Below are 25,410 nucleotides of genomic sequence, written 5' to 3'. Positions count from 1 at the left end.
AATTTATTCTAATTATTTCTTTTGTTTTTTCTCCCAATCGATAGGGAAGTTACAACTTTGGTATTCGTTACCGATTTTTACATAAGCATCACCAACCTGACGTTTTACCCAATCTAACAACATTGTACGTTCTTTGTCTTGAATTGCGAATTTCTGGATTCTGTAATAATCATCCTCGTAGTTAATTTTATGTTCAGGATAAAATTTATCTAACTTAATAATACGAACAGATTTTCTATTATCAAAATCATCTTCAAAAACAGAAGAAATATCTCCAGGATTTAAAGCTGTAATCGCTGTAAACATTGGTATAGGTAAAGCCATTTTTTCAAAACGATCATCACCAGAGTTTGGATTCATGATGTTTCCTGAGTTAAATTTCGTGAATTTATCGTCAGAAAATCTTAATGCTGCATCTTTAAAAGTCATTTTACCTTCGTTAATTAAAATTCGGATCGAATCTAATTTATTATTTGCTGCTTTAATTTCTTCTTCAGTAGGTTTTAATGTAACCAAAATATGACGTAAATCTAATTCTTGACCTTTACGTTTCTCTAATTTAATGATATGATATCCAAAATCAGTTTTGAATGGTTCAGAAATTTCACCTTCTTGTAAATTAAATGCAACAGCATCAAATTCTTTTACCATTTTTCCTCGTAATACTTTTTTGATTTCACCACCATTGCTAGCAGAACCTGGATCTTCTGAATATAAAATTGCTTTTGTAGCAAAAGACGCTCCTTCTTCCACTTCTTTTTTGATCTCTTTTAATTGATCAATAATCTTTTGTTGATTTTGAGCAGAAACTTCAGGATAAAGAACAATATGGCTTATAGAAACCTCGTCTTTCATATCTGGTAATTCTCCTTGATGTTTCTCAAAAAATAAACGAACTTCTTCTGGAGTAGCATCTGCACCTTTAGTAACCATTTCTTTTTTGTTACGAGCATAGATATTATCTTCAACAAGATATTTCATTTCATTCTTCATTTCAGCCATTGTGCGGAATCCAAAATAATCTAAAATTTGTTTTTCACCACCAGCTTGAGCAATCCACCCTTCAATTTGACCATTTAACTGACGTGTTACCTCATCTTGTGTAACTTTGATTAAAGTATCTTGTTTTGCACGATCTACTAACATTTTGTCTAACATAATGTCATTTAAGAAATCACATTTGTCCTCAACTTTCATTCCTTGTTGTTGAGTCATTAAATAATCACGATCAACATCAGATTCTAAAACAATTTGATCTCCAACTACAGCCGCAATACCATCTACTTTAGCAAGGCGTTTAGGTGTTGTTTTTGCAGTTTGTGCAAAAGTATTTACCGTAAATAATGTTGCGATTAACAACATCATAGTCGATTTAAATTTCATATACTTTAATTTCATTTTTATATTCTAAGCTGGATAATATAACTTATCGATCAGCAAATTTAACTTTTTTTGTTAAAGTCAAGCATATTTTAATTTCCTTTAACAAAAGAATTGATTTTTTAGTTTATTGTTAAGATTAAACTAAGCCAAATGTACGCAACGAAACATTCCAAGCAGATTCAAAATCAAAAAGATTTAAACCATGATTTTCTTTGTGTTCATTTGCAAAGCTTATCAACTTCTCTGTGGGCATATTTCCTACCATATCACTTTTTGACATAGGACAGCCTCCCAAACCTTTTATTGCACCATCAAAACGTCTACAACCATTGTCATAAGCGGCTTGTATTTTTGAATGCCAATCAGTGTAAATAGTATGAAAATGAGCACCAAATTCGATTTCTGGATAATGTGGAATTAAATTTTGGAATAAATCTACAATCGTTTTTTCATCAGCTACACCAATTGTATCTGACAAATTAATTGATGTAATTCCTAAATCTGCCATTTTTTGAGTCCATTCTTTTACGATTTCTTCATTCCAAATCTCTTCATAAGGATTCCCAAACGCCATCGAAAGGTAAATTAACATATGTTTTCCGTTATCCAAAGCAATTTCATTAATTTCTTTTACCATTTCAAAAGCTTCCTCTCTACTTTTGTTTGTATTAAATTGCTGAAAATTCTCCGAAATCGAAAAAGGAAATCCAATGATATCTACTTTCACATGTTCTGCAGCTTTTATAGCACCACTTTTATTGGCTACAACAACAGATAATTTTGACTTTGTAGTAGAAGTGTCAATATTGTCTAAAACTTCTTTCGTATCAGCCATTTGCGGAATCGCTTTTGGTGATACAAAGCTTCCACAGTCAATCGCTTCAAAACCGACTGTTAATAATCGATTTAAGTAATCTATCTTCGCGTCAGTTGGTATAAACTCTTTTCTACCTTGCATCGCATCGCGTGGGCATTCAATAATTTTAAAAGTTGAATCACTCATTTTTTTGTGTTATTTGCGCATTAAAGGTAGATAATTTACTAATTTTGACAAAAATTAAAACGCAATGCAAACAGAATGGAGAGAAAAGTTGGTAACACGCTTTTTGAAATATGTTAAAACTTATACTGAAAGTGAGGCTTTCTTAGATAAATTTCCTAGTACAGATCGTCAATGGGATTTAGCAAATTATTTGGTTGAAGAGTTAAAACAAATCGGTTTAGAGGATGTTTCAATTGATGAAAACGGATATGTTTTTGGATATGTTCCTTCTACAGTAGATCACGAAGTGCCTACAATTGGGTTTGTTTCTCATATGGATACTTCACCAGATTTTTCTGGAGAAAATGTACAACCTCAAATTTGGGAAAATTATGATGGAGGAGATATTAAATTGAACGAATCAATGATTTTATCGCCAAATGAGTTTCCTGAATTAACACAATATAAAGGACAAACTATCATTACAACTGATGGTACAACATTATTAGGTGCTGATGATAAAGCTGGTGTTGCAGAAATTGTAACAGCTGCAGAATATTTGATCGCTCATCCAGAAATTAAACACGGACGTATCGCGATTGGGTTTACTCCTGACGAAGAAGTTGGTCGTGGTGCAGATTTCTTTAATGTTGAGAAATTTGGAGCCGAATGGGGATACACAATGGATGGTTCTGAAATTGGAGAATTAGAATACGAAAACTTTAACGCTGCTTCTGGAATTGTAACAATCAAAGGTAAATCTGTTCACCCAGGTTATGCAAAAGATAAGATGATTAATGCATCTAATATTGCAATGGAATTTGCAGCTCAATTACCAAATGATGAAGTTCCTGAATTAACTGACGGTCGCGAAGGATTTTTCCATTTAGCTAAAATTACAGGAAATGTATCTGAAGCAAAAATGGTTTACATTATCCGTGATCATGATATGGAGCAATATGAAGCGCGTAAAGCTTTATTTTTACAGATTGCTGCTGATATTCAAGAGCGTTTTGATCATGAAGTAATTACAGCTGAAGTTTCAGATCAATATTTTAATATGATCGAGAAAGTAAAAGAGAAATTCCAATCAGTTGAAATCGCAGAACAAGCTTTAAAAGATTGTGGAGTTACGCCAAATATCAAACCAATTCGTGGTGGTACTGATGGTGCTCGTTTATCTTTTATGGGATTACCTTGTCCTAATATTTTTGCTGGAGGTCATAATTTCCACGGACCTTACGAATATGTACCTGTAGAATCTATGGAAAAAGCAACAGAAATTATTGTTCGTATTGCCGAATTAACAGCAGAAGGAGCAAAATAATAAAATTTTAAATTTTTTAAAATAACATAGGTTTTCTATTTTGGTTTGAATTTTGTGTAAATTCAACATCAAAATAGAAAACTTTTTTTATGAAAAATATCTTAATCACAGCGGTCACTTTATTTAGTGCAACTTTTTCTTTTGCACAAGTAGAACGAAATGTTGGTGAATTTAATAAACTAAAAGTTTATGATAAAATTCCTGTAGAGTTGATTTCATCTCTTAAAAATCTTGTTGTAATTGACGGTGTAAATGCTGAAGATGTACAAGTTGAGAATAATAATGGAGAATTGAAACTGAAAATGACAGGTGTAAAACTAATGCAAGGTGGTGAAGCAACTGTAAAAGTATATTACAAATCGTTGTACGATATACAAGCAAGTCAAGGATCTACTATTTATTCGGATGATGAAGTAAAAGTTCAATCATTAAACTTAACATCAAACGAGGGTTCGTCAATCAAATTACCTGTAGATGTTAATAGATTAGAAGTGAAAATAAACTCTGGAGCAGAAGTTATTTTGAGAGGTAAAGCTGAAACTCAAACCGTAATTTCTAATTCGGGAGGAAAATATTTTTCTAAAACATTAGAAGCTCAAAGTTCATCATTAACTACAAATGCTGGAGGTGTAATAGAAGCAACTTCTACAGATTCTGTTGATGCAAAAACAAGAGCAGGAGGTGTGATTGATATTTATGGAAATCCAGAAAGACGTAATCAGAAAAAGATTGCTGGAGGAAAAATTAATTTTAAATAGTTAATTATTTGAATTATAATAAAAAAACTCAACCAATTTGGTTGAGTTTTTTTATGTAAAGCAATTTCAAAATTTTTAAAAAGGATATCCAATTGCAATATTGAAAATTAGATTGTCTTTTCGCCAAGTTTTATCACTAAAATCTATTTCATCAAAAGCCCAACGATCACCTTTGTCATAATACGGGACGCGTAATGGAGTTGCAACATCTAATCGAAGTACCATAATAGAGAAATCGAAGCGTAATCCAATTCCGGCTCCAACTGCAATTTCGCTCATAAAATCTTTCGAAAATTTTCCTCCTGGGCGAGTTTCGTCTTCATTTACCAACCATATATTTCCCGCATCTGCAAATATTGCAAGATTTAGAAAACTAAAGAGATTTGCGCGATATTCTGCATTCAACTCTAACTTAATATCTCCCGATTGATCAAAGTAGAAACTTGCGTTTTGAGTACGAGGATCGTAGCTTCCGGGTCCTAAAGTACGTGCCCTAAATGCCCTGATACTATTACTTCCTCCTACAAAAAATTGTTTTGAAAACGGAATATATTCTGAGTTACCATAAGGGTAAGCAACACCAGCTATAAAACGAGTTGCGATAGATGATTTTTCACTTAATTTATGATAGAATCTAAAGTCATGTTCCATTTTTGCATATTGACTAAATGGAATTTTGAAAATCTCTTTTTGATCATCTTTTTTAGCGTTTCCGCCTGAAATTAAGCCAGCTATATTACCTGCTAAATCAATTGTTCCGCGATAATAAATTGTATTTGTTCGTGGTAACATTGTTGTGGTATAAGTATAAGCGTAAGTAGAACCGAAAATTAATTGTTTGTCTACAACTCGTTTAAGACTTGGGTTGATCACATTACCTATCGAATCATAAATTTTACTATTGTATTCATCTGTCACTTTCTGCGGAAAAACCAATGTAGCGTCCAAAAGCTTTAATTCATGCTCTTTTCTCGCGTTTTCTTTCCAAACATAACCAAATGAGGTATTAAAATTATGAAGCGTGTATAATTTTGTTCTGTCCTGAAATTCGTAACTAATCGCAATATTAGTTCGTGGTACAAATGCACTTGAAGAATTGAATTTGAAAGGAGCAACAATTCTTGGGATTGATAACTGCGAATTGAAACCTGCTCTAAATATATTGTTTGCATCTTTTGGTCCTCCTAATTGCATATCAAAAGCACCAAATAAAGCCATTTTTAACTGCTCTGCATCTCTGAAAATGTTGCGATGTGTCCAATTCAGATTTAATTCGCCACCACCATAATTTGCGGAATTTGTTCTTCCTAAAACTTCTAATCGTAATGATTGAAATTCTCTTGGAGTCAATAAATAATAAGCATCAAACTTGTTGTTTTCAGGATCTGATAAAATAAATTCATTTTTAACAAATTTAAAAACGCCTAAACTGATTAATCGATTAAGTGATAAATTATGATCTGCACGATTATATAAATCTCCTTTCTGAAAATATAATGCACGATCAAATACTTTAGATTTAAAATTATTCTTGGAGTCAATCATATAAAAATTGTCTTTCGAATATTTCTCTAAACTATCTGTAGGCATGGGAATAGAGTATTTACCATCTCTTACATCACGTAAATTATAATCAGGAAAAACAATCACTTTATCAATTGTATATTGATTTTTAGATTGCTGAGGTGTATTGTTTTTTAACTTGACAAATAACTCAACTTTGTGATTTTTACTAACAGTACTATCAGCTTGTACAATGATATTATCAGGATGAAAGTAATAAAAACCTTTCTCTTTCAGTCTTGTATCGATGCGTTCTCTTTCAGCTTTTATTATATCCAAATCAAAAGGTTGTTCGGCTTTTAATAAAGTTTTGTCTTGTGTTTGCGCTATTTCTCGATTCGCAACAGAGCTTGTGTCTTTCGGAAAATGAATTTGACTGATATAATATCTCGCATTTGGATTTAGCTCGTAATGAACTTCAGTTTTTTTGTTTTTGCTGATAGTATCACTTTTCGCTTTTGCATTGAAATAACCTTTATTCTCCGAATAATTAACGAGAATGTTTTTGTTAAACTCAATGTCAACATCACTCATTAACACCGGTTTTTCGCCAACTTTATATTTTAACCAATATTTTAGTCCCTTTTGTTTCTTAGGTTCGCTTGTAATGTTGTAAATATATAAACGAGGTCGTAAACCAAGAAAACTTGAATTAGGTTTTGGAATAATAGTCGACTGCAACTGATCTTTTAAAGCCGTTTTTTCTTTTTTTGATAATGAATCGCCTTCAACTTTTAGTGTAGAACCAGTATAAAGTTCTTGTCCTTCTTCTAAAAATCGAGTATTACTACAAGACGCTATAAAGGTAATTGCACCAATAGTAATCGTAAGTTTAACAGCTGTTTTATGTAGGTTTTTCATTATTTTGTTTCGGCTTTTTGTGATTGTCTATATGATCTGTTACGTTTTCTTTTTTCGAAAATTTCTTTGAATTTATCGTAATCTAATGTGATAATAAAACCAACTCCAGTTTCTATAATTTGTCCTTGTAATGCAACTTGATATTCGTTTTTGCGATAAGCTCTTAATATATAACGACCATCGCGAGACAAACTGTAATCTACAGTAATATCACCTGCAATATTGGTCATATTTTCGTTTTCTCGTGCATCACCTTCAAGTCCAAAATTACTTCCGATAGATACTTTTAATCTGTCATTTAATAATCGTTTACTAACAGCAACATTCAAATCTGTTCGTGTATTTTTAGATCCAGTAGAATAATCATCTTGTGTATCTAATCCAAAATCAATATCTACACCTTTGATTAAATCTGAGGCTAAATTATTTAGTTGTTGTGATAAAATATTACTAACACTTTGTTTTGCCATTGTTTCTGCCGACATTCCTGATTGACTTTGGAATGGATTTTCGCCAACAAAACGATTTAATAATAATAACGCAAAAACTTGTTTATTCATTTCAGCTTCGTCTGTTTTTAATTGATCTAACTTCGCTTTTGTGTTATCTAAAACGGTAGTTGGAATGGATGGATTATCTTCATTCAGCGAAATATCAAAGGTAATAACTGGTTTTAGTAATTCACCTTTCAACATCAAGTTTGTATTAAAAGGCATGCGTTGTTTGTACATATTCATTTCTGATGAAGAAAGACCAGAAATCTGCTGTTCAACCAAATCAATTGGTGCAGCCTGGGCAACATACACAGCCGTTATATCCAAATTAGCTGTTGTAGGTTCGCCTGTCCACGTAATCGTACTTCCTTTTTGAATTTCGAAACGACGTTTTAGTAAACTAACAGATAATTCGTAAGCACCTTTTTCTACCTGATAAACACCAACAAGAGTTGTTTTACCAGATGGATCCATTCCGCCAGTTAACTGAGCTTCACCTTGTATTTCGACAAAATCTCCATTTGCTTTATCAATAATAAGTGATGTTTTTGCTTCTTTATCAATGTCAATATTTACATTAACATCAAATCCTTTGATTTTTGTATCACTCGAAATTTCGTCAGTTTTGATTGTTTCTTGTAAAGAAACTTGATCTTGATCGATAAATTCTACAATTCCTTCACGCTCTTGTAAAGACGGAGAAGACTGTGGAAGAACAAATGTAAAGTTTGTTTTATCGGTTACTTTCAAACTTCCGTCAACAACAGGTAAATCCATATCACCTGTAATATTTAGGTTCGCGTTAATTGCTAAAACACCATACATTAATGCGTCACTTGATTTCTCTGAATTAACAACTTTGAAATTTCGTGCATTCGCTGTCAGGCCAAAAGCAAAATCTCGGTAAGTTTCTGTTAATACATAGCCATTTAGCGTTAAGGAATTTCCGTCAGCATCGTTAATTTTAAATTTATTTAATTCAATACCATTTGATGTAAAATTAATTGCATCATTTATTTTTCTGAAATTACTTCCTGTTTCAGCAACTGTTAAACCTACTTCATTAAATTGTACTTTACCTAAAATGCTTGGTTTTTCAATTGTTCCATTTAGGTTCAAATTACCTGAAATAAAACCTTCTGTATCTTTTATCGCATTCATAGAAAACCCTTGAATTGTTTTCATTTCAAGTCTATTAATGGCTAAAAGCATATCGAAAGCGCTTTCTTTGGTATTATAATCTCCTGTAATTTTAAGATCATTGTTATTTCCAGTTAGTGCAATATTTGCATTGATAACCGAAGGAGAAGTATTCTGAACTTTGGCAACAAGATTACCAACAGGATTTCCAAACGCTTGTAATTCTGTTACGTTAAGATCTGCATTAAACGTCATTTCTTTATTCAGATCTTTTATTGTTGCTGTTCCATTTATAATACCCGAAGCAGGTAAATCATCTTTTTTGATTAATTCGGTAATGGTTTCGATTTTAAAATCTTTAATCGCAATATTTAATGGACTTGAACCTTTATTTCCGTCAGATTGAACAGAAATTTCACTTCCATTATTCGAAATACTGAAATTATTAGCGACAATTCCATCTTTTTGAATTTGAATTAAATTACCATCTTTTACTTGCCATTGATCATAATTTAATACCAAACCATTCGGGTTTAAGCTAATGTTTGTAATCTCATCAATCAATTTTACATTACCTGCAACCAAAAATTGTGTAGCATCTTTATCATCTTTAGTCGAAACAGAATAGTTGACCGTGTTTTGCGCGATATCTCCATTAAGGTCAATTTTCTTTAACTGAAAACTTTCACTTTTTAAACCTCCAATATTCAACTTATAATTTAGCGCATCAGTAGTATTGTCAATATGTAGTTTACCTGCATCAATCACATTTTTTCTGTAAGTTAAATTCGGAATTTCAGCATCAACTAGTATTTTTTTATCATCTGCATTATAATTTGCATTTAAGGTAATCGTTTCGAAACTACTCAAATCCGGTAAAAACTTTCTGATTAAATCATCATCTTTTACTTTTGCATTTAGTGTAAAATATTGATGAGGATCTATTTTGGTAGCTGTTTTTTTATCCTGAAAATTATAATATTCGTTCACAGTTTCTGCTAATGCACCAAAAATTTGAGTTAGTTTGAATTTTCCATTTAACTCAGCATCCGCAATTTGAGAAGTTAATTTTATTTGATTAGAGTCTACAGTAGAAATAGCGATTAAGCTCATTTCTTGGACAGGGAAAATCTCTTTTGTATCCGAAATAGCAAAATCTTTTAGAAGTAAAGTTCCATTTAATTCATCTGGATTTAAATTAGCAAAATCTGCATTAATAGCTCCTTTAACAATCATTGGAGTTGCATAAAAACCTAATTTATTGATGTCTATTTTACTGATATCTCCATTAATTTTTACATCTGTTAGTTCTTTCTTATAAACTCCAGAAGCAATCAAGTTTAAGTTAGCATTTGGATCATCAGAATTTAAATGCGCAAAAAAAGCTCCATTGTTTATTTTTCCGTCTAAAGCGACGTTTTTATAGTTGTATTTATTGTATGTTGCAGAAGTTATATTGCCATCAAAGGTTGTATTCATCTTTTCTGGATTGAAACTTTCACCTTTCGCATTGATTTTAGCCGTAATTTTTCCTAAATCTTTGTTGCTAATTAATGTACCAACATCTAAGTTTCTTAAATCAGCTTTTATCGAATATTTTTCAGCATCTTTTTTGCGTATGTCTATATTCGCATCAAGATTTGCATCTCCAAGTGTAGAAATTAAATTAAGTTGAGTATTAACAACTGTTGTAGAACCCTTCGCTTTACCATTAACAGACAGTTTTGAAGGTATTCTAATAGTACTTGGAATTGTATTTTTAGGAACAAGGCTATAAATTGTTTTAGCTGAAGTAGAAAAGTTTTTGATTGCTAAATCGTAATACAATTTATCCGGATTCATCGCATTTTTAACACGTCCAGAAGCTGATAATTGTAAATCATCTAATCCAGAAACATTTAAATGATTAATAGCCAAATCATTTACTTTTCCACTAACACGCGTATCAATATTAAGTGTTCCGTTTGGATATTTATCAAACGGTGGTGTGTTTCGAAGTGTCGGAACCAGCATCAAAATATCAGCAAAACCAATTTTTGACTGGCGAATAGTTGCATTAACAATTACATTTTCGGGATGATTTGTTAATTGATTCATTGATTGGTAAGACAAATTAATTTGATCGCGAAGTAAAGTTCGTGGCGTTTGTAAATATAAGTTTTTTAGATAAGCTTGTTTTTCTCCATAGAAAAAATCGGTGTTCAAACGCTGAATATTCAAACCTCTTGCTTCATTAATTTCTCCTTTTTTGATAGAACCAGTAAACGAATTATTTACCATTCTGAAATTCTCTACATCAACGTTTAATTTAGAAAAACGAAGATAATTATAATCCATTCCTTGCTTTGTTGGAGCAACGGCAGTATTGTTATAATTGACTTTTACTTGATCTAAAAGCAATTTTTTCAACTCCAAATTCATTGGTGGAGAAGAGGTATTTGTTTTAGAGCTTGTATTAGTTGAAGCTAAATGCAGATTAGCATTTATATTTCCACCTTTCAAAATAACGTGGTCAATATCGTAAATCGCTTTGTCAAGATCAATTTTATTGATTTTTGATTTCAAATCTTTTAAATCAATTTTAGCAGAAGTTCTTGAAGATTGATCATTATAATCGACTTTTACATTGGTAAGATTTATTTTATTCAAATCTAACAACAAAGCAGGATTTGATGAGGTTGAAGTAGGATTTGTTGCTTTTTTCTGAATTGCTTTTTGATTGTAAACAACATCTAAACCATCCAGATTTATGTCACCAATTTGGTAATTATTCTGCTCAAGATCAAGTTTATGAATTATCGTATTAAAATCATTTAACTTAACTTTTGCATACATTTTTGCGTTATCATCACCATATTCTACATTAATATCGTTCAGATTTATTTTGTTTAAAGCTAATTGTAGGGGAGAAGTTGTCGTTTTTTTATCAACTTGGTCAGTTGATTGCTCTTTTATATTTTGAAGTAATTTTTGATTGAATTGTAAATTTAAACCATTCAGTTTTATATCACCAACATCGTACGAATTCTTCTCTAAATCAATTTTTTTGATTGTTGTTTTAAATTCTTTGAAGTTTAGTTTTGCAAAAAGTTGTGTATTATCGTCACCATAATCAATGTCAAAATTAGTTAATTGAATTCCTTTTAAATCAATCTTCATTGGTTGTTTTTGGTTTAAAGAATCCACTTTTTCTTCAACCTTTTTCGCAACTTCTTTTACTAAATCTTGTTTCAATTTTAACTTTAAACCATCAAGAACTAAATCACCAATTGCGTAATTATTTTTATCTAAATCAAATGTTTTGACACGAGTATCAAATTGATTTAAAGCTATTTTAATGTTATTTCCAGCTTGTTTGTCAGTAAAAGCAATATCAATATCTTTTAGTTTTATTTTGTCTAAAGAGATAATGAATGGTTTTGTATCTTTTTCCTCTTCTTTATCCGTAGTTGCAAAAGCATTTGTGATGTAATCAAAATTAAATGTTCCATCTTGATTTCGAACTACATTAGCTCGTACACCATCTAAATTAATGGAATTGATATCCGCTTTATTCTTAAGTAATTGCCAAATATCTAGCCCAACATCAAAGTTTTTTACATACAACAATGTATCAACATCTTGACCTTGTAGATATAAATTTTTGATTTCTAGATTACTCGGAAAATCGATATAAACTTTTTCTAAAGTAACTTTAGTCTGTATTTTATCTTCGAGATAAGTAATTAAATGACCTTTTACAAAATTTTGAACTGCTGGAATTCTTAAACTAAAAATCGTAATTACCAATAAAATGATGATTGATATTAATGTGTAGAAAAAGTATTTTAGTGTTTTTTTTAGGTTGATTTTCAAAGGATTAACTTTTAGATTAGGTTTTTTTAGTTTTGATTAATATTTAGCCATCAAGGAATATACCAATTCAAAAATATTCGTATGATAGATAAATTATTAACTTCTACTTTCATGAGCTAAAATAACTCAATTATAGGACAAAAAAAATCTCGAAATTGTAAAATTTCGAGATTTTTAATATTAAGAATTATTCTTTTAGATATGAATAGCATGACCATATGCATCTTCCACTGCTTCCATAATAGCTTCTGCCATAGTCGGATGTGCGTGAACAGACTTCATAATTTCATGTGCTGTTGTTTCTAATTTACGTGCAACAACTGCTTCTGCAATCATTTCAGTTACTCCATCACCAATCATGTGACATCCTAACCATTCACCATATTTTGCATCAAAAACAACTTTTACAAAACCATCAGCAGCTCCATTTGCAACAGCTTTTCCGTTTGCAGAGAAAGGGAATTTACCAACTTTAACTTCGTAACCAGCTTCTTTTGCTTTTGCTTCTGTAAGACCAACAGATGCAATTTCTGGTGAACAATATGTACAACCTGGGATATTTCCGTAGTCGATTGGCTCAACTTTTTCACCAGCAATATGCTCAACACATAAAATACCTTGTGCAGATGCTAAGTGTGCTAAATCAGCTCCTTTTACTACATCACCAATTGCGTAGTAACCTTTTACAGATGTTTCGCAGAAATCATTAATAACAATTTTACCTCTTTCTGTTGCAATACCAACTTCTTCAAGACCGATATTTTCTGTATTTGGAACAACCCCAACAGCAGATAAAACAACTTCAGCTTCAATTACTTCTTCACCTTTAGCCGTTTTAATTGTAGCTTTTACTAAATCACCAGTTGTATCAACACCTGTAACTTCAGCATTTGTTAAAATGTTAATTCCAGATTTTTTAAGCGATAATTGTAATTGTTTTGAAATATCTTCGTCCTCAACATTTACAATGCGTGGTAAAAACTCTACAATTGTAACTTCAGTTCCTAAAGTATTGTAGAAGTGAGCAAACTCAACTCCAATTGCACCAGAACCAACAACAATCATAGATTTTGGTTGTTTTTCCATTGCTAAAGCTCCGCGGTAACCAATTACTTTTTTACCATCTTGTGGTAAAGCTGGTAATTCGCGAGAACGTGCACCAGTTGCAATAATTATATTTTCTGAAGATAATTCGCTAACAGAACCATCTGCAGCTGTAACTTTTACTTTTTTACCTGGTAAAACTTTGGCTTCACCTTGAATTACTTCAATTTTGTTCTTTTTCATTAAGAATTGAACACCTTTACTCATACGATCTGCAACGCCTCTACTACGAGAAACTACGTTTCCGAATTCGAATGAAATATCTGAAGGTAAGTTAATTCCGAAATCTTCTGCATGATTTAAGTATTTAAAAACTTGAGCAGATTTTAATAATGCTTTAGTTGGTATACATCCCCAGTTAAGGCAGATTCCTCCTAATTCAGCTTTTTCTACAATTGCTACTTTTTTACCTAATTGTGCTGCTCTAATCGCTGCAACGTATCCACCAGGACCACTTCCAATAACTATAATGTCGTAACTCATTTTTTCCATAATTTGATTGCTAATTTAATAATTATAACCCGAAAAAAAAGGAATTCTTCAAAATACATTAAAATTTCTTACTTTTGCAATGTGAAAATATTCTTTGAAAATTACGCAGATGACCTTTGTGTCGAAACGGAATTACCTTTAGAAGGTAGTTTACAGCAAGCTATCGAGATTTTTCATAATTTACCAGATTATGACGGGAGTTATATTGGTTTTGTAAATCGCGATGGAAATACTGTTCAAATATCAAAGTACGATCGTTTTTTATTCTTAGTTGAGATTCCTATTTATGATGAACAAGGAGCATATTCAACGTTATTTAATTATTTTCAAGTAAAAAATTTGATCGAAAATTTATACAAAGGATTTGATCCATATAATATAAACGGATTAAAATTTGAACACTATTTAAAAGTAAAAGCAACGAAATAATCGTTGCTTTTACTTTTTTATCTTCAATGAAAATAAAATTTCTAATTACTTACATTATATAATTTGAGCGTTTATTGTTTTTATAAACGGTCAAAACTATAATTTTAGAAATCATCTGTTTTATTTCATCAAAAACAAATTCATTCAATTCATTTAAATTATTCTACTGTAATATTTTTCATTTCTTTTTTTACTTTATAACGTAACATTATAGATATAAGAGAGATAATAGTTAGAGAAAAACTAATGTTTAGGATGAAATCGGCGTTGTCCACTTTCAAAACTTTTAAAAATACTGAAGCAGATAGTAAAACACAGCATACGATGAAAAAGTTAATTGAGTTTTTGTAAATCAGTTTATTCATTATTTGTTAAATTTTGGTTAAATAAAAGTAAATAAAAAATCAAATAAACCAAACTTTTTTTCAGAAATCTAATGTTAAGTTTTTCGTGTGTTTTTGTTTTACAGATATTGTAAATGATGCTGTTGTTTTGATAGTTTTAATTAATTTAGTTGTAAGATTAGATGCAATGGATTTATTTAACGATTTATATAACGAAGAACAAAACTTATTACCAAGAGATGGAATTGTTAATTATTTTGGGCAAATAATGAGTGATGAAGAAGCCTTTGTTTATTATAAAAAATTGTTAGATGAAATAGAGTGGAAGAATGATCAGGCAATTATTTTTGGTAAATTAATAGAAACAAAACGTAAAATTGCTTGGTACGGCGATTTACCATTTGCTTATACCTATTCTAAAATTACCAAAACAGCTTTACCATGGACCGACACATTAATTGAACTAAAAAAATTGGCAGAAGCAAAAACAGGAGAAACCTATAATTCATGCCTACTCAATTTATATCACGATGGTTCTGAAGGAATGGCTTGGCATAGTGACGGAGAAAAACAATTGAAGCGTCATGGGGCAATTGCTTCTCTTAGTTTTGGAGCTGAACGAAAATTTGGATTCAAGCATAAAGAAAGCAAAGAAGCTGTTTCGCTTAATTTAGCAAGTGGTAGCTTATTAGTAATGAAAGGCGAAACGCAAGATAATTGGTTGCATCGTTTACCACCGACCAAAAAGGTATCACAACCTCGAGTTAATCTAACATTTAGAACAATAGATTTATCGAAATAGGATTATTTCGCTATTTCGGTTTTATAAAAAGTTAAACTTTGCTGTTCAAATTTCTTTAAATAAGTATCATTAAACTGATTTAGAGAAACATTTTCTAAATCAATTTTTGCTTTTAGAGTAGGTAATGCTATTACTTTATTTGTAGTTTGATCTAAACGATTCCATTTGCCAATAAATTCTTTAGAAACAGTATCAAAACTAGATTCTCCATTTTCTGCAGAATAATCATTTGAAATAATTTTACGTTTAAGAGCAACTAATTCGATGTTATTCTCTTTTTTATTGTATCTAAAAAAAGAAGTAAAAACAGTATTTCCAATATTGTTCTCAAACTTAAAACCATTCTTCGTTTCTTCTAATGCAGCATCTTTTGAAAGCTCATCAAATGGTAAACTTGTTTGTTTTTTATAATCTAATGAAGATAAAAGGTAGATAATTGTTTTAGTTTCTTGGTTGATTGATATTTTATCAAATTTACCATCTCCGTCCAAATCTTTCACAATTGTATCTTTAGCAAAAGCGAACAAACTCATGCTAAAAAACAATGCTATAAAAAATCGAGCGTACATAATATCTAAACTGTTTTCTGATATATAGCTACCACAAAAAAAGCTCCAAACTTGGAGCTTTAACTATTTAATTTCTGGATTTATGTCTAAAATATTTTCTTTTCGGTATTTTTCAATAAAATCGTCAGTGAAATTCTCACTTCCCATTAATTTATTTTCTTGCAAAACTTTTTTTACATCTAACTTTTTGTAAGCTTTTAGCATTGGTTGAGAAATAGCTTTGTACGAAAAATGCCAAGGTTCGTATTTGAAACCTTTTCTTGTTGCATTATCTGTGTACACTAAATAAAAACCATATTTTGAAGCATTTTGATCTAACCAAAGTTTAAAATTGTGCATTATTCCACCTTCATTAAAGTGTTTTTCGTTTAACGGATCTGAAGGAATTCCTTTAGTTGCATCAATAATATCTAAATCTGTACCCCAGTGATGACGAGAAGTTCCTGGAATCGTTGAATATTCTATAATCTTTTCAACGTTTTGTTTTGCTGCAATTTTTTTCGCTTGATTGGCTTTGTATTTACGCTCCCAAATTCCGTTTTGGTAAGTGTAATTTCTATAACTTGAAACGACATGGACTTTGAAGCCTGCTTTTTTAGCATCAGCTTTTAATAATTCGAATTGTTTTGCTACTTCTGGCAATAATTTATATTCCTTTCCAACCATTGTTGGTGTTCCTTTTCCAATCAATTCTGCAGTTGTAAAAGGTTGTATAGTATCATTTTCTACTGGAGTTTGTTCGCTGTTCCCGAAGGCGCAACCTGCATTAAGAACAAAAACAAGTAACATTAAATAAGAAAATTTCATAATATTAATTTGTGACATTATGATAGGTATATATTTTGGTTTATTTTTATCAAAATTATAAAATAAAAGTGGAGATTCTTATAATAATTATCTTGATTTTGTTGAACGGAATTTTTTCGATGTCAGAAATGGCATTGGTTTCGTCAAGAAAATTTAAACTAGAAAATGAAATGAAAAAAGGAAGTTCTGGAGCAAAAACTGCACTTGAACTTGCTGAAAATCCGAACAGATTTCTTTCTACTGTACAAATAGGTATTACCCTTATTGGTATCTTGTTGGGGGTGTTTTCGGGAGATAAATTGACAGCAGATTTAACACAATTTTTAACACAGTTTAGTTTTATAGCACCGTATGCTAAGACCTCAGCATCTATCATAATGGTGGTTATTATTACTTATTTTTCGATTGTTTTTGGCGAATTATTACCGAAACGTTTGGGTATGAAATTTCCGGAAGCTGTTTCTACGATTTTTTCTAAACCAATGAAATTATTGTCTGTAATAGCTTCGCCGTTTGTTTGGATGCTAACAGCGACAAATGATTTTTTTCTGCGATTATTTGGAATAAAAGACGAAGGAGGAGAAGTTGTAACAGAAGAAGAAATAAAAAATATCATCAAAGAAAGTACAGAAGGAGGTGAGATTCAGGAGAAAGAACACGAGATTTTGGAGCGTGTTTTTGAATTAGGTGATCGTCGCGTAAATACTTTGGCGACGCATCGATCGGAAATTACATATTTGGATATTTCTGACGATTATGAACAAGCGAGAGCAAAGGTAAAAAAGAACAAATTTTCTGCTTATCCAGTTACGAAGAACAATAATTTAGACGAAATCGTTGGTATTTTAAAATTGAAAGATATGTTTGGTGTAAGCAAAGATGATTTTAGCTTAAAAAAATATATTCACAAACCTGTTTTTGTTAACGAAAATTCGTTCAGTTATCCTTTGTTAGAAATGTTGCAAAATTCGCAAGCGCATTTTGCTGTTATTTTAGACGAATACGGGACTACAGCTGGAGTTGTGACGATAAACGATATTTTGGACGAATTGGTTGGAGATACGCCTGAGAACCAAAACGAAGATTATGAAATCGTAGAACGCGAAGACGGAACTTGGTTGATAGATGGACAATACTCGATTTATGAGTTTGAGAAATTCTTTGATATCGAGATTGAAGAAGATATCGAAAATAGATACGTTACAGTTGCCGGAATTTTCTTAGATAAATACGAAACAATCCCAAATGTTGGTGATAAAGTTGAAGTAGACGATTTAACCCTTGAAATTATTGATAAAGATGGAAATCGCATTGACAAAATTTTAGCTTCTAGGAAATAAAAAAAACTCAACCATTTGGTTGAGTTTTTTTTATTTTAAGCTTATTGAATTCTCATAGCTGTAATAACATTTTCACCATTGCCAGCAGATGAAAGATTAATAAATTGATATGTCGTTTCAGTTGTATTACTCTCAGAACTCCACCACATTAACCCATACATTTTATTTGCACCTGAAGTGTTATTGATTACAACCTGTCCTGATAACATTGAATATACATATGTTGGTCTCTGTCCATTAGAACTAGGAGTAGGTGGAGAGAAAAAAGAACCACTTATAAGAGTACTACCAACAAAATCTCCCGTTTGTGTTGTATTTGTCTGTATGTTAGCTAGGGTAGTACCATCATTAAAAGTTAATCTTGCCCAAATCCAAGGAGATGTTGTTGCATTTCTTAAAGCAGTATTAGCAAATAATAATATATTTACCGATAATAACCATTTTCCAGGTCCAAGAGTAATGTATGAATTCAACGGTGTAGCACTTGTTCCAATAGGATTTATATTTTTAGCACCTCCTGTGGTAGAACTTGCCATTGTTCCATAAATAATAGGAATAGCAATAGATTTAGGATCATATAACGATACCCAACGTCCATTTGGGGAAACCGTATCATCAAAATAGTAATATCCTTTTCCTAAAATATCAGTAACTTGAGATTCACTCGCAGTTCCTGTGAATGTACCTGAAATATCAGAAACATAAACCAATGCACTTTTTTGGGGAGCACTATAAGTACCAGTTGTTTTATTTGCCAACTCTAACTTTGTCATATTTGGAGGAATTACTCCGTCTACAGATGTTGTAGGAGTTGTAGAAGATTTTTTAACTTCTAAAGTTGCATTTGGTGTAGGTGTTTTAATACCAAATCTACCAGTATCAGTTGCAACAACTTCAGTACCTGCTGTTCTTGCAGCTCCTGCAGATGTTGTTCCTAATTCTACACGTGTGTTGGCGGCATTGTTAACCCAAGCATCATTTGTAGTATCACCTCCTGCAGTAGAAGACATTTTTTGCCATATACTACCATCAAAAAAATAATATCCTGTTACATTGATATTTGCTACTTGCGCAACACTTGTACCTGTAGTACCTCCAGTGTTATCATTTACATATATAATAGTTCCGGCTTGCGATACGCCATAAGTAGTAGCAGCTTTGTTTGCTAGTTCAGTTTTAGTCATATTAGGAGGTCTAATACCATCAGCAACTGTTGTTGGGTTGGTAGTAGATTTTCTCACTTCTAATGTAGTTGTAGGAGACTCAGTTCCTATACCAACTTGGGCGTATGAAATTATACCTAAAGTTAAAATACTAAGACTAAGTAAAGTTTTTTTCATAATTAAATTGTTTCTAATTGGTTATGGTAGCAATAAGAAATATTGGGCAAATATAATAATATTATGAATATATTTTACTAAATAATACAATTTCAGATTTTTGTCCTATTATTTTATTAAAAACTGCATAAAAAAAATCTCAACCCATAGGTTGAGATTTTTTAAGATTATTTTAATCAACTAGATTATTGGATTCTAATAGCAGATATATTATTTTCTGCAGCACCGTTATTACTTACATTGTCAAATGTACAAGCTGCTGTAATACCTCCGTTGTAAAACATTTGAACATAAACTAAGTCGTATATTTTGTCTGCTCCAGATGTGTTATTAATAACTAAATCACCAGTCACCATAGAATATGACCAACCACTTGTTCCTGTCACAGTTCCACCTGGCGAATAGTATGATCCACTCACTTGTGTTGCACCGACTAAGTCTGATGTTGAAGTTGTTGTACCAGCGTTTGCTAATGTAAATTTATGCCAAGCCCAAGCGCCAGCTGTCGTACATGTATTTGTCGACATTAGGATGTTAGTTGTTACTTTCCATTTTCCATTTGGTAAAGTGATTTTGGCATTAGTTCTTGTGTTGGTTGTTGCTCTAGTTACATTAGGAGAACTAGTTGCAGTACTACCAGGAGGAGGCATAACACCCAAAATAACTGGCAATGCCCCAGATATTGGCTGCCATGTTATTCCATCAAAATTATAGTAACCAGGAGCATTAACATAAGGTACTTGTGCTATGCTTGGTCCAGTAATAGTCCCAGTGACATTAGTTACATATACCATAGCACCTGTTTGTGCTGATCCATATGTATTTGCGACTTTACTTGCTAATTCTAATTTTGTCATATTTGGAGGAATTACTCCGTCTACAGATGTTGTAGGAGTTGTAGAAGATTTTTTAACTTCTAAAGTTGCATTTGGTGTAGGTGTTTTAATACCAAATCTACCAGTATCAGTTGCAACAACTTCAGTACCTACTGTTCTTGCAGCTCCCGCAGATGTTGTTCCTAATTCTACAAGTGTGTTGGCGGCATTGTTAACCCAAGCATCTGGTGAAGTGTCAGCAGTTGATGCTGCAAATCCAGATTTTGGAACCGTTTTTAAGACACCATTACCGTCAACTACGACAACATTAGCAGCTGTTGCGTCAGTAACTAAACCTTCAAATTTTACTGGATCAGCAGACGTTTTTACATGTAGGGCGTTAGTAGGAGCAATTGTACCAATACCGACGTTATCTTGTGGGTTGGTCGTTGGTAGACCATTATTGTCAATCATAGAATTTGGAAGCCTTCCTAAGACAATAGAATTACTTGCACCAACTGTAGCTTGTGCCCCAATTGCTGTCCCGAAGACTATACTTGTTCCTGTGTAGGAAGGGGCTACGGTAGAATTTGTTCCAAAAAAACTTGACTGGTTAATAGCTCTTAATGTCGTTGGTAGCCTATTTAAAGAGATTGCTCCCAATGCTGATACTCCATCATATTTGACATCAAAACCAGGTGAAGTATCAGAGGAACTTTGTGTAACTTGTGATCCGACAAATGTATTTTCATTATGACTAATACTTGATTTAAGATATGTCGCAGTTGAGGCTCCGATATAGGTGTTCGAAGTACCTGTTATCATTGAGGCTCCTGCTCGATATCCGAAAGAAGAGTTGGCATCGCCAGTTGCAGCTAGTAAAGAATTTGCTCCAACTGCTGTATTCCAACTATTGTTATTTACGGCTAAGGCACTATTTCCAATTGCCACAGAATAATTTCCTCCGTTACTTGCATTTCCTAAAGCGTTATATCCGATAGCGGTCATATAAACTCCTGATGTCAAGTTTTGCAATGCATTGTTTCCTATTGCAATTGGTGATGATGCACCATTTAGCCCATTAGCAGACTTTAGTGCGTTTGATCCAATTCCAATTGCACTAGATCCAGTTGTATTTGAACTTAAAACATTGCTACCTATTGCAATGTTATTACTCCCTGACCCAAGAGATGTGCCGTTGCTCCCAACACCAGCATCCTGTGTCACGTGATTGTTAGAGCCTAAAAAACGTAAGTCTTGTATAACTGGTGTAGGTGTTAGTTTTATCCATTTAGTACCATCAAAATAGTAGTATCCTATGGCAGTTACATCAACAGCTTTTCCGCCAGCAGCATCAGCTGTCCCTGCTATATCTGTAACATATACAATGGCACCAGTTTGAGCAGTAGTATAAATAGTGTTTTTTGCAATAAGTTCCGTTCGTTTTATACGAGGTGCAATTACCCCATCAGGAGCAGTAGTATCTGTAGGTTTTCCTACAATATCTAAAGTTGCCTTAGGATCGTTAGTGCCAACACCTACTTGGGCGTATGAAATTATACCTAAAGATAAAATACTAAGACTAAGTAAAGTTTTTTTCATAATTAAATTGTTTCTAATTGGTTATGGTAGCAATAAGAAATATTGGGCAAATATAATAATATTATGAATATATTTTACTAAGTAATACAATTTCAGATTTTTGTTCTATTATTTTATTAAAAAGTGCATAAAAAAATCTCAACTATTTGGTTGAGATTTTTCACGGAATATAACATTTTTAGATATTTGTATTATATTTTTTGAATAGTAATATTGGTTACATTTCCATTTCCTGTACCACCTGATTCATTTTTAAGTACAGTTCCTCCTCCTGTAGCAATTACTGCACTAAAATACACTTGCTGACCTGGTGTAACCTGTAGCATTGTAGTATAAGTCATAAGCTCACCAATTGTTGCTCCTGTAGCTACAGCATTATAGTGACTGGCTCTTCCTAAATACGCTGTAGTAGCCATAGGTAAAGATCTTATTCCTAAAACTAATTGTACGCCAGCTTGTAATGATCCAAATCCCGCTTGCATAGTGACTAGATAATTCCCTGCTTGTGTGAATGTTAAATAACCAGTTGAAGTATTGTATGTATAATATGGAGAGTTTGTCAGAGGGGTATCAAAAACAAGGGTGGTAACTGTATTAGCGGTAATTGGTTGATCTGCTTTTAATCTTGAGTGAAATACAGTGTAGTTTCCAAAATCAATTGTTTTTAATACTCCGTTTGAATCTGCAACAACTTGTCTATCAACTCCAGAAGCCCCAACATTAGCGTTAATTGTGTTAATTCTAACATTTCCCGTTACTTCTAAAGCTTCTGATGGTGTAGTAGTACCTATTCCAACTTTATTTCCCGTTGGCGAACTTGAAGAATTAATAAAAGATAATGTATTTGTACCCTGTGTAACTACTCTTGTTCCTGCTAATGTACCATCAGCAGTATATAAATTTGTACTAACGCCTGAGCCACCTCCTAATGATGATTTAGCAACAGTTTTCAAAACGCCTGTTCCATCAACGACTACTACATTAGGAGCAGTAGCGTCTGGTTGTAAACCTTCAAATTTTACAGGATCTGCTGTTGTTTTTACATGTAACGCATTTGTTGGAGCAATTATACCGATACCTACGTTATCTTGCGCAGCTCCAGATAAAGGAGGTCTACCAAGTACAATAGAGTTGCTTTTTCCTACAACTGCATTAGTACCAATTGCAGTTGCATGATCTACAACACCTACTAAAGTTGGATCTACCGTTGTGTTTTTTCCTAAAAATAAACTATTAGTAATATCCGTTATCGTGTTTCCAAGATTATTTAAACTCAAGTGCCCTAAAGCAGTTGTTCCTCTATAGGTAACATTTACACCGGTACCTGAACTATTGGGAGTTGTAATTTCAGCTCCTACAAAAGTATTTTCATTATGTTGTGCTCCTCCCCCTTTTAAGAAAACAGCACTATTACCACCTAAAAAAGTGTTTCTATAACCAATTGACATTTGTGAGGCAGTTCTGTAACCCACACTTGTATTTATTTCTCCTTGACCTAAGCTTGAAAAGGCACCACTACCAACAGCAGTATTTAATCCATCTCCTTTAGTGTTACCTAAAGCAGAAACTCCAACAGCAGTATTGAAACTAGATGTAGCAAAAGAAAGAGCTCCTGAACCAATAGCGGTATTCCCCAACTGTGTTGTCAATTCGCCTAATGCACCGTTTCCAATAGCAACGGCATCATTATTGGAAATGCTTGTAAGCTTAGATAAAGCATTTTGTCCAATAGCAATTATATTGGAGCTTGTAGTAATTGCATTTAAAGCTCCCTTACCGATTGCTATATTATTGGAGCCAGTTCCTGCAGATGTACCGTTGCTCCCAGCACCAGCATCTTGTGTTATATGGTTGTTAGTGCCTACAAAACGTAAATCTTGAACAGTAGCAGCAGCAGTTGGTGTAAATTTCACCCATTTAGTACCATCAAAATAGTAGTATCCTATGGCAGTTACATCTACTGCTTTACCTCCAGTGGTATCAGCTGTCCCTGCTATATCTGTAACATATACAATGGCACCAGTTTGAGCAGTAGTATAAATAGTGTTTTTTGCAATAAGTTCCGTTCGTTTTATACGAGGCGCAATTACCCCATCTGGAGTAGTAGCATCTGTAGGTTTTCCTACAACATCTAAAGTTGCATTAGGGGTATTTGTACCCACACCAACTTGAGCATATGAAATTATCCCTAGAGATAAAATACTAAGACTAAGTAAAGTTTTTTTCATAACTAATTAATTATATAGTTTGGTTATTGAATTTTAATTCAAAATGATTGACATAACAAAATTACGTATAATCTATTGAAAATGTAGACGTTTTAAAAACGCTTAATACGTTTATGTATTGATATTCAGTTAATTAAATATTTGATGTAGACAAAATGTAGACTCTACGTGTATTAAGTTTAGGAATTGCTTATAATTATTTTAATGTGTTTTTAATTGTTAGTTTAAATTAATGTAATGCATTTATTAAGTGTTAATTAAATGATTAGGTTGTAATTGTAAGAGTTTTCGGTAAGATATATTTTCGTGATATAATTTAAAATTTTATTTATGAAAAAAATCTATTCTTTATTGGCTATTGCAGCTTTATCTACTTTATCTTTTGCTCAAACAAATGTCTTAATAGAAGATTTTAATGTGCTTAATTTAGGAGGAAATACAACATCTTCAGGAGCAACATCACCTGATGCAACAGATCTTTATGGAGGTAAATCAACATTAAATTTAGTTAATTTTCCGAAAGGTTCTAAAGCATATAGTGCTGGAGGAATGGTGAAATTAGGAAGTGGTTCTGCTATTGGGAACATAGATTCTAAACCATTAGATTTATCAACGGATAAGGGAAATGTAAAAGTTGTAGTTGATGTAAAAGGTTGGACAATTACTCCAGCCAAGTTTGATATTAATTTGATTGATTCTTCAGGAAAAATATATGCAACAAAATCGGTTGATTATAAAGCTGTAATGAGCGGAGCTACAGAAAAGTTTACAATTAATTTTACAGGAGGTTTGGCAAATACCACAGTACAAATCATTACAAATACTGATGCTTTCAGAGTTTTTGTTGATAATCTGGTAATTACGACAGAGCCAGCACTTGCAACTGCTGATTATAATAAAGAGGTAAAAGCTGTAACAAATACGTTATGGACAAATACGGCAACTTTTAGTGTGAAAGAGAAATCAATTGTAGAGATTTATAATCTTAATGGACAATTGGTAAAATCATTTGAGATAAATGGTATTCAGAATGTTGATGTTTCTGATTTGGTAAAAGGAACTTATGTTGTGAAAACATCTTCGAATGGAAAATCGTCTACTCAGAAAGTAATTAAGAAATAATTCTAATAAAAGTAAATCTCAATAAAAAGCGATTCAAAATTTAAGTTTGAATC

General features: G+C 32.2%; 16 protein-coding genes. 6 read left to right on the top strand and 10 right to left on the bottom strand.

From position 1 onward, the window contains the following. Window positions 1-12: 12 nt before the first annotated feature. Together QHG34_RS04015 and QHG34_RS04010 are read right to left on the bottom strand one after the other, a co-directional pair. Entirely contained in the window at window positions 13-1,383 is a 1,371-nt protein-coding gene (locus QHG34_RS04015; RefSeq protein WP_282628891.1) for a peptidylprolyl isomerase, read from the bottom strand. A 136-nt stretch (window positions 1,384-1,519) separates the two neighbouring features. After that, window positions 1,520-2,386 (bottom strand): hydroxymethylglutaryl-CoA lyase, encoded by an 867-nt coding sequence (locus QHG34_RS04010; protein ID WP_282628890.1) that lies wholly within the window; start codon window positions 2,384-2,386, stop codon window positions 1,520-1,522. Between the two features lie 64 nt (window positions 2,387-2,450). On the opposite strand from QHG34_RS04010, the gene pepT reads away from it, so the two are divergent. Together pepT and QHG34_RS04000 are read left to right on the top strand one after the other, a co-directional pair. Then, on the top strand, window positions 2,451-3,692 hold the full coding sequence (pepT, locus tag QHG34_RS04005; RefSeq protein ID WP_282628889.1) for a peptidase T: 1,242 nt from the start codon (window positions 2,451-2,453) through the stop codon (window positions 3,690-3,692). An 89-nt stretch (window positions 3,693-3,781) separates the two neighbouring features. Continuing rightward, the gene (locus QHG34_RS04000; protein ID WP_282628887.1) at window positions 3,782-4,450 is read left to right on the top strand and encodes a head GIN domain-containing protein; all 669 of its coding nucleotides are present in this window, start codon (window positions 3,782-3,784) and stop codon (window positions 4,448-4,450) included. 75 nt (window positions 4,451-4,525) lie between these two features. On the opposite strand, the gene tamL is transcribed toward QHG34_RS04000, so the two are convergent. The 3 genes from tamL to lpdA form a co-directional block, all read right to left on the bottom strand. Further along, entirely contained in the window at window positions 4,526-6,874 is a 2,349-nt protein-coding gene (gene tamL / locus QHG34_RS03995) for a translocation and assembly module lipoprotein TamL (protein ID WP_282628886.1), read from the bottom strand. Further along, window positions 6,874-12,357 (bottom strand): translocation/assembly module TamB domain-containing protein, encoded by a 5,484-nt coding sequence (locus QHG34_RS03990; RefSeq protein WP_407080900.1) that lies wholly within the window; start codon window positions 12,355-12,357, stop codon window positions 6,874-6,876. The genes tamL and QHG34_RS03990 overlap by 1 nt, the downstream gene beginning before the upstream one ends. Window positions 12,358-12,558: 201 nt before the next feature. Further along, complete coding sequence (gene lpdA, locus QHG34_RS03985; protein WP_282628884.1) at window positions 12,559-13,950, bottom strand: dihydrolipoyl dehydrogenase; 1,392 nt, start codon at window positions 13,948-13,950, stop codon at window positions 12,559-12,561. 90 nt (window positions 13,951-14,040) lie between these two features. Between lpdA and QHG34_RS03980 the strand changes: the two genes are divergently transcribed. Then, entirely contained in the window at window positions 14,041-14,388 is a 348-nt protein-coding gene (locus QHG34_RS03980) for a hypothetical protein (RefSeq protein ID WP_282628883.1), read from the top strand. A 531-nt stretch (window positions 14,389-14,919) separates the two neighbouring features. Then, window positions 14,920-15,534, top strand: coding sequence for an alpha-ketoglutarate-dependent dioxygenase AlkB family protein (locus QHG34_RS03975; RefSeq protein WP_282629125.1), 615 nt, complete (start codon window positions 14,920-14,922; stop codon window positions 15,532-15,534). Window positions 15,535-15,536: 2 nt separating this feature from the next. Here the strand turns inward: QHG34_RS03975 and QHG34_RS03970 are convergent, their stop codons facing one another. Beyond that, window positions 15,537-16,067, bottom strand: a complete 531-nt coding sequence (locus QHG34_RS03970) for a hypothetical protein (RefSeq protein WP_282628881.1) — start codon at window positions 16,065-16,067, stop codon at window positions 15,537-15,539. A 99-nt stretch (window positions 16,068-16,166) separates the two neighbouring features. After that, complete coding sequence (locus tag QHG34_RS03965) at window positions 16,167-16,910, bottom strand: M15 family metallopeptidase (RefSeq protein WP_282628880.1); 744 nt, start codon at window positions 16,908-16,910, stop codon at window positions 16,167-16,169. Window positions 16,911-16,978: 68 nt separating this feature from the next. Between QHG34_RS03965 and QHG34_RS03960 the strand changes: the two genes are divergently transcribed. Further along, window positions 16,979-18,250 (top strand): hemolysin family protein, encoded by a 1,272-nt coding sequence (locus QHG34_RS03960; RefSeq protein WP_282628879.1) that lies wholly within the window; start codon window positions 16,979-16,981, stop codon window positions 18,248-18,250. Window positions 18,251-18,291: 41 nt separating this feature from the next. On the opposite strand, the gene QHG34_RS03955 is transcribed toward QHG34_RS03960, so the two are convergent. The 3 genes from QHG34_RS03955 to QHG34_RS03945 all read right to left on the bottom strand — a co-directional run bounded on the left by QHG34_RS03955 (window position 18,292) and on the right by QHG34_RS03945 (window position 24,235). After that, entirely contained in the window at window positions 18,292-19,590 is a 1,299-nt protein-coding gene (locus QHG34_RS03955) for a hypothetical protein (protein WP_282628878.1), read from the bottom strand. Between the two features lie 185 nt (window positions 19,591-19,775). Continuing rightward, the gene (locus tag QHG34_RS03950) at window positions 19,776-22,007 is read right to left on the bottom strand and encodes a beta strand repeat-containing protein (RefSeq protein ID WP_282628877.1); all 2,232 of its coding nucleotides are present in this window, start codon (window positions 22,005-22,007) and stop codon (window positions 19,776-19,778) included. Window positions 22,008-22,198: 191 nt separating this feature from the next. Further along, a complete protein-coding gene (locus QHG34_RS03945; RefSeq protein ID WP_282628876.1) occupies window positions 22,199-24,235 on the bottom strand; it encodes a beta strand repeat-containing protein in 2,037 nt (678 codons plus the stop codon). Window positions 24,236-24,565: 330 nt separating this feature from the next. Here QHG34_RS03945 and QHG34_RS03940 point away from each other — a divergent pair, with 330 nt between their 5' ends. Then, the gene (locus tag QHG34_RS03940; protein WP_282628875.1) at window positions 24,566-25,357 is read left to right on the top strand and encodes a T9SS type A sorting domain-containing protein; all 792 of its coding nucleotides are present in this window, start codon (window positions 24,566-24,568) and stop codon (window positions 25,355-25,357) included. The last annotated feature ends 53 nt before the right edge of the window (window positions 25,358-25,410 follow it).

The sequence above is a fragment of the Empedobacter sedimenti genome, assembly GCF_030005555.1.
GTDB lineage: Bacteria > Bacteroidota > Bacteroidia > Flavobacteriales > Weeksellaceae > Empedobacter > Empedobacter sedimenti.
The sequence above is the reverse complement of the archived record's forward strand: the minus strand, read 5'-3'. Positions and strand labels throughout refer to the sequence as shown.

Bases quoted from the DNA above. Each gene is read 5' to 3' on its own strand.
- QHG34_RS04015 (WP_282628891.1), bottom strand. From the start codon at position 1,383: ATGAAATTTAAATCGACTATGATGTTGTTAATCGCAACATTATTTACG.
- QHG34_RS03945 (WP_282628876.1), bottom strand. From the start codon at position 24,235: ATGAAAAAAACTTTACTTAGTCTTAGTATTTTATCTCTAGGGATAATT.
- pepT (WP_282628889.1), top strand. From the start codon at position 2,451: ATGCAAACAGAATGGAGAGAAAAGTTGGTAACACGCTTTTTGAAATAT.
- QHG34_RS03970 (WP_282628881.1), bottom strand. From the start codon at position 16,067: ATGAGTTTGTTCGCTTTTGCTAAAGATACAATTGTGAAAGATTTGGAC.
- QHG34_RS03955 (WP_282628878.1), bottom strand. From the start codon at position 19,590: ATGAAAAAAACTTTACTTAGTCTTAGTATTTTAACTTTAGGTATAATT.
- QHG34_RS03975 (WP_282629125.1), top strand. From the start codon at position 14,920: ATGGATTTATTTAACGATTTATATAACGAAGAACAAAACTTATTACCA.
- QHG34_RS04010 (WP_282628890.1), bottom strand. From the start codon at position 2,386: ATGAGTGATTCAACTTTTAAAATTATTGAATGCCCACGCGATGCGATG.
- QHG34_RS03950 (WP_282628877.1), bottom strand. From the start codon at position 22,007: ATGAAAAAAACTTTACTTAGTCTTAGTATTTTATCTTTAGGTATAATT.
- QHG34_RS03965 (WP_282628880.1), bottom strand. From the start codon at position 16,910: ATGAAATTTTCTTATTTAATGTTACTTGTTTTTGTTCTTAATGCAGGT.
- lpdA (WP_282628884.1), bottom strand. From the start codon at position 13,950: ATGAGTTACGACATTATAGTTATTGGAAGTGGTCCTGGTGGATACGTT.
- QHG34_RS03940 (WP_282628875.1), top strand. From the start codon at position 24,566: ATGAAAAAAATCTATTCTTTATTGGCTATTGCAGCTTTATCTACTTTA.
- QHG34_RS04000 (WP_282628887.1), top strand. From the start codon at position 3,782: ATGAAAAATATCTTAATCACAGCGGTCACTTTATTTAGTGCAACTTTT.
- tamL (WP_282628886.1), bottom strand. From the start codon at position 6,874: ATGAAAAACCTACATAAAACAGCTGTTAAACTTACGATTACTATTGGT.